Source organism: Flavobacterium sp., assembly GCF_017744675.1.
In the GTDB taxonomy this organism is placed as follows: domain Bacteria; phylum Bacteroidota; class Bacteroidia; order Flavobacteriales; family Flavobacteriaceae; genus Flavobacterium.
On the sequence record NZ_JAGIAV010000004.1, the window covers coordinates 365,662 to 379,614 of the forward strand.

Here is a 13,953-nt window from a genome sequence, read left to right on the forward strand (position 1 = left end):
ATAAGTCATGAGAGAATTTGAACAAAGAAAAACGGCTAATCCCTCCTCTTCTACTTTTTTTGGACCAAAAATCCAAAAAAAACTCACTACGGGCACTGTTGGAGACAAGTATGAAGTAGAAGCTGATAATGTTGCAGATAAAGTGGTGAACAAACGTAAAACAGGAGGTTTGTTGCGATCAAGAAGTGAAGAAGCTGTGCAGCAAAAACCTATTTCAGAAACCATTTCAACGGTTCAAAAACAAGATTTAGCACAAGAACAGCCTCTTCAAAAAAAGGGTAAGGAAAAAGAAGAAGACAAAAAAATCCAAAAGAAATCGGACAAGGAAGAAGATAAAAAAGTACAGAAAAAAGGAGAAAAAGAGGAAGACAAAAAGGTTCAAAAAAAATCCGATAAGGAAGAAGACAAAAAAGTACAGAAAAAGGGAGAAAAAGAAGAAGACAAAAAGGTACAAAAGAAATCGGATAAGGAAGAAGATAAAAAAGTACAAAAAAAATGTGCCGAATGTGAAAACGAAGACAAAAAGGCGCAGAAAAAAGAAGAAAAACAAGTTAAAGCAAAGCTAAAGGAATCGAACTCAGTAGATGAAAATGTCGAAAGTAATCTCACCAGCTCTAAAGGTAGCGGCAATGCCATGGACAAAAATACAAAGCAGGAAATGGAATCTGGTTTTGGAGCCGATTTCAGCAATGTAAACATCCACACCGACAGCAGAGCCGTACAAATGAGCGAAGAACTGGGCGCACAAGCTTTTACACATGGCAATGATGTCTATTTCAATAAAGGAAAATACAATCCAACTTCTCAAGAAGGGAAATTTTTACTGGCGCATGAGCTAACGCATACTGTTCAGCAAGGCGGTGCCCAACCAAAATCAGGCAAAATACAAAAATCAGCTATTGAAAACCATCCTGAAGACCTGCGAGCCGAAAGACCCGAAAATCCTCAGTTTAAGGGCAATCCTCCGCTTGAAAAAGCCAATGATAACCAAATGCTTATTTCTACTGGTCAAAAAGGGCAATATGTTTCGGAACTTCAAAATGGATTGATGCAGGCAGGCCAAAGTTTACCCAAATTTGGGGCAGATGGAGATTTTGGAAGCGAAACGCGAAATGCAGTAATCGGCTTTCAAGCAGACAACGGATTGAATAAAATTGATGGTATCGTGGGGCCAGAAACTATAGGAGCTTTAGACAATAAACTTGTGGGACAAAAAGGCGGTGATAGTAATTGTTGCGGAGAAGCATTTCAATTACCACAAAATAACAATGAATTTAACATAGATGAGTCCGTTATGTCTTCCTCAACTTTTTGCTCAAAAGGCAATTTTAAAATAACATCTACCGCAAATTGGGTTACTCCACATAATGCAAAACATTACAATATACTCTTGACTGCCATACAAGGAGGAACCATACATAAAACGGGCAGAAGATATGATGTTGGCAAAACAGAAACACAGTCATTTGCTGTAAAAACCAAAGATTGCATCTTCTTTAAAGTAGAAGTTCAAGTAATTAATCCTGGAGGCAGTCCAAATTTAAAAGGAAGTTTTAATGTAACCAATTAGAGATGCCAGCATTCAAGCAAATATCAAAATCAAATCCATCTACCCCTTCTTCTTTTAATGCAAGAAAGGGACAGGATTTTTTTGGTATTCAGGCAAAATTAAACATCGGAAAATCTAACGATAAATTTGAAGCAGAAGCTGATAGAGTTGCAGACCAGGTAGTTTCCAATAAACAAACGGCAAATGCAGATAGCTTCTTTTCACCATCGCCTGTAGTACAAAAAAAGCTAGCAGGAAATGTTCAAAAGCAAGAAGAAAAGAATAAAGAAATTCAGAGAAAAACAGTAGCCGAGACGATAACGCCTGTCGTACAGCTAAAAAAAGATTTCATCCAAAACAAACTCGATTCAAGAGTTGCTGAAAAGCGAGAAATTAATCCCGCTTTTTCTGGATCAAAAACGTTAATTCAGCATAAGCTAGAAGACAAAATCCAGAAAAAAGAAGAGACCGTTCAGAATAAAATAGAAGTCAAAAAACCTGAACCTGTCTCAAAAACTGCTTCTTCCATCAAACCTTTAATCCAAAATAAAGGAGAAGAAGAAAATGTACAGCAGAAAAAAGAAGAAGAAAAACAAAACTCAGACGAAGAAAAACAACTTCAAAAAAGTGCCTCTGGCGATGCCAATCCTAGCGATAATACAAATTTAGAATCTAATTTAAATAGCAGCAAAGGCGGAGGTTCGCCCCTATCAGGGAAAATAAAAACTGAAATGGAATCTGGCATTGGAGCCGATTTCAGCAATATCCGTATACACAATGACTCAAATGCTGTTCAAATGAATAAGCAGTTAGGCGCTCAGGCTTTTGCAACAGGAAACAATATTTATTTTAACGAAGGAAAATACAATCCAAATTCGAAAGAAGGCAAGCACTTACTGGCCCACGAATTAACGCATACTGTACAGCAGGGAGCGGCAATTAGAAAAAAACCAGAACCTATCTCCCCTGCTCCCGAAATGGTTCAGGGTTCATTATTGTCCTTTGCGATTCCTGGTTTTATAAAAAACAATGTCAGACATATTCCCGGTTATACACTACTTACTGTTGTAGCAGGCTACGATCCTTTGAATGATGTTAATGTCGAAAGAAATGCCATTAACCTTATTGAGGGATTTATGGGATTAATTCCTTTTGGAACAGCCATATTCGATAAATTACAAGAATATGGTATTATTGATCGTGTTTTTGATTGGGTCAACAGTCGTTTGAGTGAATTGGGTCTAAGTATGGATGCGTTACTTCAACTCGTTCAAGATGCTTGGGACGAATCTTCAGTTACCACTTTCATAGACGTTGTTAGAACTAAATTTAATGACTTAGTAAATCGAGTAAGTACTTTTGCAACTTCACTTGTTGACCAAATTATAACTTGGATAAAAGAAGCGTTGATTGATGTTGCAGAACCATTATTAGCAGAAAATAAAGCGTATTCGCTCCTCAAAAAAATCATCAAATACGATCCGTTGCGCGATGAAGAAGTTACTGCTACAACAGTCGAAATATTAGAAGATTTCTTAATCCTAATCGACAAACAGACCGAATTGGAGCAAATGCGCGAAAAAGGCACGCTGCAAAAAACTGCCGATTGGCTTGATACCCAAGTTGGAACTTTCAATTCGTTATTAGGTGAACTTCGCGGACTTATCACCGCAGCTTGGGATGCTATTCAGCCATCCAATCTGGTCAATATTGCCGATAATCTCTCTGCACTTGCCACTCAGGCTGGAGATTTCTTACAAAGAGTTTGGGATTTCGCTTCAGGCGTGGCACTTAAAGTATTAGAACTCGTTAAAGAATCATTATTAGGATGGTTGTCTACTCAAGCCGCAACTGTAAGAGGCTATTCGCTTGTGAAAGTAATTATCGGAAAAGATCCTTTTACACAAGAAGTTGTGCCTCGCACAATTCCGAATCTGATTAGAGGATTTATGAGCCTGATGGATGGCGGAGAAGAACAATATGCGCAAATGGTCGAAACAGGCGCCATAGCTCGAATTGCTGGCCAGATTGAAGCGGCAGTGGCAACGCTCAACATGACGCCACAATCTATCATACAGCTCTTTACCGATATTTGGGATTCGATGTCTATTGATGATCTTATTCATCCGATAGATGCTTTCATGAGAATCATCGAAAAATTTGGAGAACCTATTGGCCGATTAATCGCATTTGTGGCAGAAATTATACGAATTGTCATTGTTGCCATTCTAGAGATCATGAATTTCCCATTTGATCTTATAGGAAATATCATTAATAGAGCTTTGCAAGCCATTGACGATATCAAGAAAGATCCAATTGGTTTCTTAAAAAATATACTTCGAGCACTTAAACAAGGATTTGTACAGTTCTTCGACAATATCGTTACCCACTTAATAAATGGCGTAACCGGCTGGCTAATGAGCGAGCTGAAAGATGCCAATATTCCAGTTCTTACTGATTTCTCTTTACGAGGTGTTATCGCTTGGGTTCTAGAAGTGCTGAATATTTCGATGGAAAGAATCTGGGAAAAATTAGCTGCACATCCACGCATCGGACCAGCAAGAGTTGCCAGAATCCGCAGTGCAATTAATACGCTCGAAGGTATTTGGACATTTATCAAAGACGTTCAAGAACGTGGTATGGCCGCCATTTGGGATAAAATTCAAGAACAGCTTAGCAATTTATGGAATACCGTTCTCGATGCCGTGAAAAACTTTGTCATGGAACGTATTGTAAATAGAATTACCGCTAGACTTTTAAGCATGTTAGATCCAACGGGAATCATGGCTGTGATAAATGGTGCTATGGCATTCTTCAATGCAATTCAAAGTTTTATCAAGTACTTGCGTGAAATGCTCGAAGTGGTCAATTCGTTTGTTAATGGTGTGGCTGATATCGCACAAGGAAATGTAACTACAGCAGCCAATTATCTGGAAAGAACTATGGGACAAGCCATGCCTGTCGTGATCGGTTTCTTGGCCAATCAAGTTGGTTTAACCGGAATTGGCGCAAGAGTTGGCGAAATGCTTATTGCCGTTCGCCAAATGGTTGATGAGGCACTTACTTGGTTAGTGAATAAAGCCGTTGATACAGGAATGGCATTGTTAGACAGGGTTATGGCAATGGGTGCAAGTGCCAGAGATGCTATTTTGGGATGGCTGGGAATAAGAAAAGAATTTAGAGATCAGAGCGGACAACCACATACATTTTTATTTAAACAGGTAGGTAATGAAACAAGGTTAATGGTTAGAAGTGAAGAACAAGATTACAAGAATTTTGTAACTAATTTGACTATTGCTGCATCTGATCCTAAAAAAACAGAGAAAGACACAGCTAAAAGGGAAGCTATAGAAATCTTAGAAGCCATAGAAAGATTGAAAAGTACCAACACTTCTAACAATACTGAAGGTTCAAGAAATTCTGCAGAATTTGAAAGACAGCTAGGTCTTCTAGCACAAAAAACAGCTGTTTTTATGGAGTCTGCAGTAGGTGAAATTCCAGAATCCACTCCTCCTGTTTATGGAGGCAGGTCACCTGGAGGTTTTGCTACATCTATGGAAATAAATGTACTCACAAAAAAAGGACCTGAAGGTTCTAGTGCAGTTACATCACTTTCTACAGGAACTTTTGATAAACTAGGAAAAAGACACGAATCAAAAGGATCCTCTGTAAGATTTTATAAACATGGTCATCTACTTAGCAGCCATTTACATGGTCCTGGAGATGATTTTAAAAACCTAACCCCGCAATCTGAATCTGGAAACCAAACGTTTGAAAGTGGTGTTGAGAACACATTGAAAAGAAATATAAACAGAGAAAATGAACCAATGATATATAAGTATAAGGTAGAAGCGATTTATGCTTCCAGATCTGATAAAGGTAGCCTTAAACAAAATATAGAAAGGGAATATGCAAGTCGCATCGATGATATTGATGATGATGGCTTAAAAGTTAAATTACAACAAGAACTTAGCGAAAAGAAAGATATTATAGATGCAGAAGATCAAGTGGCAACAGAATTCAATGTCAATGCAAAACCATTAAACAATAAACTCGAAGAAATCTCAGGTGAAGGTTTTACTGATTTTCAAGTTCCAAATAATATAAAAAGAGAAGCAAGTAAATACATCTTACCAAATGAACTAAGTGATGAAGAAAGAGCCAATAAATCTAAACGAAAACGAAATTCTGAACCAACAAGACCTGCAAGAGAAAGAACAACTCGTACAGAAATAACTAGAGTAAGGGAACTTTTAGCACAGGGAATAAAAACACAGCAACAGATAGCAAATGAAGTTGGCGTTTCAGTTGACACAGTTAAAAGAATTAAATCAGGTCAAATTATTTAGAAATCATGACGTATTTAAGCATATTTGAAAAGATAAAAGAAGATATAATTAAGCATCCATATCTTGAATTGATAGAATGTCAATTTAATCCCGGATTAAGTGAAGCTGAATTGGAAAATTTAAAAACTGAATTGTATCAATGTATAGATTATTTCCAATCTATAGATATGAAAGCAATTTACAAGTTTTATCGAGAATGCAATGGATTGACTTTAAGTTGGAGGATAGCAAGTCATTTAGACGAAAAGGAGTATTTAGAATTAAAAGAAAAACTCCCAAACTTCACCTTTCCATACACAAGAGATTTAGAAATTGGAAAAATAAAAATACTTCCTTTTGAAGAAGTTTTTCTTTATGAACAAGACTATTTTGACACTTCAAGTTCAGGAGATCATTTTACACAATTCAATGATTACATTTATAATGGAAATTCCTTTGGCAAAATGCTCTTTATCTTTGATCTTTTTAGTGAAACCTCTTGTATGTCATTTGTTCCGGACGAAGATAATAAAGAACCAAAAGTAATTTTTCTATCTGACTATTATATCGTTTGGAATAATTCAAGAATTACTTTTTTTGATAGTTACATTAATTTTTTAGCTGTAACACGAGGTCTTATAGAAAGTAGGAAGCAATTTTTTGATTATTTCAGAGGAGACACAAAAGAGGCTATTATGTTTAAAAAGAAATACAATACTGATTTAGAACCCTCATTATTCAAAATTTTTAACCATCATTAAAATAAAAAACAGCTTTATTTAAAAGATAAAATGGAAACAATTTTCACATACTTAAAAAACCAATTCGTTTTTCAGCTTGATCACCTTTTTCAAGTCGAAAACCCAATGGAAAAACCTATTTTAAATCAGATAGATTCAAATGGTTTTATAAATGAATTTATTATAGAAAAAAATCTAACTGAAATAGATACTCTTCTGCTTGGATTAGCTCTGGTTCCGCATTTGAAGCCTGATTTTTTGAGTTCGATTATGGCAGAATATTTGCCCAATGGCGGCGAACTGCCCGAGTTTGGCGGAATCAAAACAAAAAATCACCGCGGTATTTTACCAACGGGTGAAACAGCTCAGTTTTTAATAGCTGGAAATGATCTAGAAAATCGAATTTCATTCTATGATTACCTGCACAATCAGTCTTATCTGTACCAAAAAGGAATTATTAAAATAGAATCTGTTCCAAATGGCGAACCAAAATTGAGCGGTCTATTGGTTTTAGAAGATGAATACATTGAGAAATTTATAACTGGAAAAATCCTAAAACCTCAAATGAGCAGCATATTCCCTGCGCAATTAATAGAAACACAATTGGATTGGGACGATCTGGTCTTGAATTCTAACACCTTAAATCAGATAAAAGAAATTGAAACCTGGCTTAAATTCAACGATATTTTACTTCACGAATGGAATATGAAAGCCAAAATAAAACCCGGTTTTAGAGTCATGTTTTACGGTGCGCCAGGAACAGGAAAAACACTTACAGCTTCGCTTTTAGGAAAATATACCCAAAGAGATGTTTATCGAATAGATTTGTCGATGGTGATTTCGAAATACATTGGGGAAACCGAGAAAAACTTGTCTTCTCTTTTTGACAAAGCAACCGATAAAGACTGGATTTTATTTTTTGATGAAGCCGATGCCGTTTTCGGAAAAAGAACCAATGTACGAGACGCGCACGACAAATATGCCAATCAGGAGGTTTCATATTTACTGCAACGAATTGAAAATCATCCTGGATTGGTTATTCTGGCATCAAATTTTAAAGCGAATATTGATACCGCCTTCACTCGAAGATTTCAATCTATAATTGAGTTCGAAACACCTTCCTATGGCGAACGTTTACAGCTTTGGAAAAATAATCTGCCAAAAGGAATTAAAATTGCAGATGATGTCAATCTTAATGAACTTTCAAAAAAATACGACATTACAGGCGCTAATATTGTCAACATCATTCAGTACGCCTGCCTCAGAACTTTAGAAGACAAAAATGAAAGCATCAACTTAAACCATCTGCTACAAGGCATCAAAAAAGAATATGCTAAAGAGGGGAAAATGATGTAATTGAGTTTCACAATATTCATTTGAAAATCAAATCATTACTTTAAAAATATTTCCTTTTAACATCTTATACATGGAAATTGTATAACAATGCATTAAAATTATGTAAGGACAAAAAATAGACTTTTAACACATTTGAAAATTACAATCAACATAATTTTCTAAATGTGATGACACGAATTTTATACATTCTAATTCTGTTAGTTCCTTGTGCTTGTTTTTCGCAGAAATATGATGCCAAGGTCGCATTTGCTATCGAAACTTATGCTTTTATTAAAGGGCAAAATGCGGCACTGCAAAAAGTAGCGCAACAGTTTCCGCATCTTAAACCAAAAGTGTTTGAGACAGAGAAAGCTTTAAAAAATGTTTTTGGGCGAACTGAAAAAAATCTGAATCAATTCTTAAAAGAAGAACTTAGCCGACAACAGATTGATTCGCTGCACAAGTATATTGATTCACTTCTGAACCAACAGCTTTCAAATCCGATTGAAAAAGAGCAGCATGCCCACGATTTTCTTCTAAAAGTAAAAGATAGGTCTACTTACAGTGACGGACTGCTTCCAAAAGGAATTCTCTCGTTTAAATATCATGACGCACCACATCAAGAGATTACGAACGGACATGTGGATGTTTTTTCTTCCGAAAATCATCCAAAAGCAGAAAATATTGCCATAAAAATTCCTGTTCCAAAAAGTTGGCTTGCTCAAGAAGCTGACATGCCCCAAACAATTCAGCAGTTTACCAGCTGTTACGGAAATGGAAGTGAAAAAATACTGATTGTGGTGTATGACCTTCCTGAAGAGCTGAACGGAATTACACTAAATGAAAAATCGGTTTTATCTTTTCTTTCGCCACAAACTAAGCTTATTCGAACAGAATCAGTAATTATTGATGATACTCCGGGATTGATGGTGGAAGTTGAGGAATCTATACACTACCAAAACGAAAATATGAACGTAAGAATGCTGCAGTTTATGTTTTTAGATAAACAGAAACTATATTGTCTGCAAGGCAGCATTGGGCCAGCAAATAAAAATGAAGATTTGGGAATTCAGATTAAAAAATACGAACCTCTTTTTCGCCTTATTGCTTCTAAAACAGAACTCGATAATTAGAAAATAAGGTTTTTCAGTTATTTATTCTTTTTCTTGTCCTTTTTGTATTCTTTCATTCTTTCGTCTGCGCCATCATCGATTCCCCTACCTTCAGGAATCGGATTGTATAGCGAACCTTTTGTATCACTAGCCTCTGGCCCCATTTCAATCATATATTTCTGAGCCATATTACCGCCCAGCCATTCTGAGAAACGAGGAAATACATTGGCACTAAAAGAGGAAACCTCTGCCTTCCATCCTACTGGCACTACTTTTTTTGGTCGAAGGGATTTTCGCAGAACAGCATTTACTACTTTATCAGGTTCGTCCATCATAGCCATTTTAGGCTCAACACCAGTATAATTGGCCGCATGGCGCCAAATAGGCGTATCAACTGCCCAAGGTTCGATTGTTACTACTTTTATTTTGTCATATCCATTCAGACGAAGTTCTTGCGACAGTGCCAAACTTAGACTTCTAATACCCGATTTAGTGGCAGAATAACTGCTTTGATAAGCTAATGGAATTTCGCCCATTACCGACGCCACGTTTATCAGCACGCCTTCTCCCTGAATTATGAACTGCTCAACTGCCGTCCTGCTGCCATAGAAAAAACCTTTTAAATTAACGTCTATTACCCGCATCTGATCTTCCATTGGCACTTCCCAAAATCTCCCTACTGCCGTAACTCCAGCCATATTAATCCATACATCAATTTTAGAATATTCTTTAAGAGCTGCCGTTCTTACAGCTTCCAAGTCTTCTGGTTTACTTATATCTGCGGTAACAACTAGAGCTGTGCCTCCCGATTTTCGTATTATAGAGGCAATCTCTTCTAAAAGATCTGTTCTTCTTGCTGCTAGAACAACATTGGCTTTATACTTTCCCAGTTCCTCTGCAACACCACGTCCCATTCCGCTAGATGCACCAATAATAACATAGGTCTTTTGGGCAATCTTAGCTTGTCCCGAATTGCCAACTTTCCATGTTGAACAGCTAACTGTCACAAGCAAAAGCAAAAATAGAACGACAAGCCTTTTTAAAGTATTTAAAATATATTTTAGCGCCATAATATCGATATTAACTAACTTTTTAGTATAATTTCAAGTAGAATGAATTCATCAACAACAAAACACAAACAACTCATATTCAAGTAACTAATCTAATATTTAATCCGTTTTTACAGTTACAGATTTTTTTTATAATTTTATATAATAATCAAGACTTTATGTATCTCTCCAAAATCGTCTTATAAAATTTGACATGAGAATTTAATAGCTTCCAACGAAAATTTTATAATCGATTTAGCCAACAGTCTCTTATTTTTAGAAATCAAATTCAACATTTAATTTTTATATTATGAAGATTGAAAATTACTCACAGCAGGATTATCCTGAAAAACACGAAGAATATAGTTATGAAGAAGAATTGCTATTAACCTACAGCGATTATCTGGACAGTAAAGACCCAAAAAATCAGAATTGAATCCTTGGCTGAAAATTTCTTGCCAAAAAAACTTCAATCATTATCATTTTGATTTTAAACACATTATATAACTTCAAAAGATAATTTTATAAAAAGACGAAGGTCTGCTTACTTAATTTTATTGCAAAATCATTATTAATTCAATTACTATTATTATGAGCAGCAATAAAACAATAACCAGACGTTCTGCAATAACAGGCATGGGAGCCATATGCTTGGCAACTGCATTTACACCTGTTTTAGGGGCAGATTTAAAAATCGATGACAAGGAATCGGTTGCACCAGAAGATCCAAAGACAAAATACCCGCGCCCGCCCTTTAAGGAACAGAAACAGCCATGGCCGGGCTTAGTCAGTAAAATGGATCCGCGTCCAGACCACGGCGAAAAAAGCTATAAAGGATCAGTAAGATTAAAAGGAAGAAAAGCGTTAATTACAGGTGGCGACTCTGGAATGGGCCGAGCAGCAGCCATTGCTTATGCGAGAGAAGGCGCTGATGTTGCCATTAATTATTATCCTACCGAAGAAGAAGATGCTAAAGAAGTTATGGCACTTATAACAGCTGAAGGTCGAAAAGCGGTAGCAATACCAGGCGATCTTCGAGACGAAAACTTTTGCAAATCATTGGTAGATCAGGCCGTAAAAGCGCTTGGCGGTTTGGATATTGTGGTGAGCAATGCTGCAAGGCAACAGACACACGATTCTATTCTTGATATTAGCACCGAAGATTTTGACGCCACAATGAAAACCAATATTTATGCTCCTTTTTGGATTATTAAAGCGGCACTTCCTCATTTAAAACCAGGCTCTTCCATAATCGGAACAAGCTCTGTTCAGGCTTATGCGCCAACCGAAGATTTATACGATTACGCTCAAACCAAAGCGGCAACTACAAATTATGTAAAATCATTGGCCAAACAGCTTGCTCCAAAAGGAATACGCGTAAATGGCGTTGCACCTGGCCCTGTGTGGACAGCGCTTCAGGTAAGCGGAGGAGCGACAATGGAAAAACTCAAAAATTTTGGATCTCAAACGCCAATGGGCCGACCAGGACAGCCTGTAGAATTGGCCTCTATTTATGTACAGCTTGCTGCGGAAGATGCAAGTTATGCTACAGGACAAATTTATGGTTCAAGCGGTGGCGAAGGAAATCCTTAATTAATGAACTAAAAAAGGTGAAGCTGTTTCAAACTTCACCTTTTTATTTGCAAAGCTATTGCTGTCTTTTAGTCTAGCGAAATGGTTATTTTTCTTCATCTTCCTTTAATAAGGCACTAAGAAGTTCCAATATTTCATTTCTTTTGAAAGGTTTTTCTAGAAAGGCACTTGCTCCTGCTTTTAACGCAAAAGGCGCAACTAAAGAGCTTGCCGATATTATAATGATAGGAATTCCTGCAGTATCGGGCTTATTTCGTATCTCCCTGCAAATGTCTAAGCCGTCTACACCCGATAATTGCTTGTCAAGAATAAACAAATCGGGAATTTCATAAAAGCCTTTTAACAGACGATCGCCGTTTGAAAATACAGTTACTTCAAAATCTTCACTTTCCAAAAGGAATCTCATCGCATCGCGCATTGCCAAATCATCTTCGGTCAGTATGATTTTTTTTCTATTTGCCATTTGAATGACGTTATTGAGAAAGATAACAGTAAAAAGTGCTCCCAGAGCCTGGCTCACTTTCTGCTTTAATAAATCCTTTATGCAGTCGCGCGGCTTTTAAGGCAATTGCCAATCCTTTTCCGCTTCCTTTATAAACGCCTTGCGGATGAAGCTGCTGGAACAATTCAAAAATACGATCAATGTATTTGGACTCAAAACCAATTCCGTTGTCTTTAAAAGCAATGCAATAATAGTTTTCAGCTGGACGCGCTTCATTAAAATGAACTTCATCTCCGCGTACTTTTTCGCAAGTAATTAAAAGTTGAGGCGTAACATCATCTCTTATAAATTTAATAGCATTGGAGATCATCTGTCTAAAAATCTGTTCGAGTGCATTCAAATGTCCTTTAACGGATGGAAGTTTCACTGCAGTGATGAGAAGGCCCGTTTCCTGTATTTCATGGCTTAAGCTATCCAATACTTTTGACAGAATAATGTTAAGATCTACATTTTCGGCTTCTTTCTTTGAAGTATTTAAAGTCAAGAAAGTTACAATATCGTCCATAAGCAGTCCTAAACGTTGCAGATTTGTTTGCATACGCCTTACGTTTCCTTTTCCGCTATCGGTTAAATTGGCTGCTTCATTCTTTTTTATCTGCTCCGCAAACATGTAGATTTTTCGAACCGGCTCCATTAAATCATGTGCTGCAATTTTGGCAAATGTTGCCGTTTCTTCGTTCGCATGCTTTAACTCCGTGTATTTTGTTAGGAGTTCCTCATTAAGTTCAAGCAGCTGATTTTCTGCCTTAACCCTATGTTCTACATCATGAATAACCTGCAAAATGCCGCTAATTTCTCCCGAACAATTTCGAAGCGGAACAATATGTGCTTCAAAATGTCCCTGTAAAAATGAAACCGATTCAGAGGATAAAAAAAACTTTCTCCCCTCAAGAACATTTTCAAAAGCCGTCGCATAAACCTCTTTTTCTGCTGAAGGAAATGCGCTTAAAAAAGGTTTATTAATAAGATCTTTAGACAAATTTCCTGACCATGTTTCTATTACCGTATTGCAGAAAATAATGTTAATATTGGTATCTAGAGCTATCATTCCGTCGATGCCTGCATTATTAATGCTCATCGCCAGTTCGCTTCTAGCTTTCCAGAAATCAGTTTTATCTGGCACTGAATTATTTTGTTGTTGTTTTTTCATGGGGACTGTTGATTATGTTTTAATCCAGTCCACAGATAGTGTAATATACCAATAGTATAACATACCAACAATCGGTAGACTGATGTAATAATGTATATTTTTGGTGAATCAGATAAGCTCTGAAAACTTACACAACGTATAAGAGACAGCAATTTACAATTTTTTCAAGAATAATTTTGTTTAAATAAATCATTTAACAATACTATATCATTTCATAGCAGAACTTAATATCTAATAAAATGTAAATTATGAAGCTTTGTATCAAAATAATATAAATAACTTATGCAAAGTATTCTCTAGCTTTGAATAATTCCAAAAACACTCTTTCCCTAATTTTGTTAAAACAGATCCGTGCAAATGAATCTGTTCACTACAGAAACCAATCGGAAAATTTTCGGTTTATTCTGTACGTTGTCTATAGCTGTTCTGGGTTCTGTTTCCAACAGATTCCCATAGTACTGTTCTCAGAGGATTTTTTCCTGAGAAATGTAAAACTGCGTGGCTATTATACAAGCATACATATCGTAGAATTTAATTTCAAAACCGCTCCAATATGGATTATTGTTTTGAAAAACATTTGTTCTGTTCGCAAATT

10 protein-coding genes are annotated in these 13,953 nt (G+C 36.4%); 7 read left to right on the forward strand and 3 right to left on the reverse strand.

The genetic code is table 11. The features are described from left to right. The first annotated feature begins 7 nt into the window (after positions 1-7). The 5 genes from J7574_RS11915 (at position 8) to J7574_RS11935 (ending at position 9,085) form a co-directional block, all read left to right on the forward strand. Complete coding sequence (locus J7574_RS11915) at positions 8-1,570, forward strand: DUF4157 domain-containing protein (protein ID WP_290968387.1); 1,563 nt, start codon at positions 8-10, stop codon at positions 1,568-1,570. Between the two features lie 2 nt (positions 1,571-1,572). After that, positions 1,573-5,898, forward strand: a complete 4,326-nt coding sequence (locus J7574_RS11920) for a DUF4157 domain-containing protein (RefSeq protein WP_290968389.1) — start codon at positions 1,573-1,575, stop codon at positions 5,896-5,898. Between the two features lie 5 nt (positions 5,899-5,903). After that, the gene (locus tag J7574_RS11925; protein ID WP_290968391.1) at positions 5,904-6,638 is read left to right on the forward strand and encodes a hypothetical protein; all 735 of its coding nucleotides are present in this window, start codon (positions 5,904-5,906) and stop codon (positions 6,636-6,638) included. Between the two features lie 30 nt (positions 6,639-6,668). Then, positions 6,669-7,973: an ATP-binding protein gene (locus tag J7574_RS11930; RefSeq protein WP_290968393.1), complete on the forward strand. Its 1,305-nt coding sequence runs from the start codon at positions 6,669-6,671 to the stop codon at positions 7,971-7,973. A 167-nt stretch (positions 7,974-8,140) separates the two neighbouring features. After that, positions 8,141-9,085 (forward strand): hypothetical protein, encoded by a 945-nt coding sequence (locus J7574_RS11935; RefSeq protein WP_290968396.1) that lies wholly within the window; start codon positions 8,141-8,143, stop codon positions 9,083-9,085. A 17-nt stretch (positions 9,086-9,102) separates the two neighbouring features. On the opposite strand, the gene J7574_RS11940 is transcribed toward J7574_RS11935, so the two are convergent. Continuing rightward, on the reverse strand, positions 9,103-10,134 hold the full coding sequence (locus J7574_RS11940) for an SDR family oxidoreductase (RefSeq protein WP_290968398.1): 1,032 nt from the start codon (positions 10,132-10,134) through the stop codon (positions 9,103-9,105). Positions 10,135-10,423: 289 nt separating this feature from the next. On the opposite strand from J7574_RS11940, the gene J7574_RS11945 reads away from it, so the two are divergent. Both J7574_RS11945 and J7574_RS11950 read left to right on the forward strand, forming a co-directional pair. Further along, on the forward strand, positions 10,424-10,549 hold the full coding sequence (locus tag J7574_RS11945; protein WP_290968400.1) for a hypothetical protein: 126 nt from the start codon (positions 10,424-10,426) through the stop codon (positions 10,547-10,549). Positions 10,550-10,704: 155 nt separating this feature from the next. Next, the gene (locus tag J7574_RS11950; RefSeq protein ID WP_290968402.1) at positions 10,705-11,706 is read left to right on the forward strand and encodes an SDR family oxidoreductase; all 1,002 of its coding nucleotides are present in this window, start codon (positions 10,705-10,707) and stop codon (positions 11,704-11,706) included. 85 nt (positions 11,707-11,791) lie between these two features. Here J7574_RS11950 and J7574_RS11955 read toward each other — a convergent pair whose 3' ends face one another. After that, on the reverse strand, positions 11,792-12,169 hold the full coding sequence (locus tag J7574_RS11955) for a response regulator (RefSeq protein ID WP_290968404.1): 378 nt from the start codon (positions 12,167-12,169) through the stop codon (positions 11,792-11,794). Positions 12,170-12,179: 10 nt separating this feature from the next. Continuing rightward, positions 12,180-13,358, reverse strand: coding sequence for an ATP-binding protein (locus J7574_RS11960; protein WP_290968406.1), 1,179 nt, complete (start codon positions 13,356-13,358; stop codon positions 12,180-12,182). Positions 13,359-13,953: the final 595 nt, after the last annotated feature.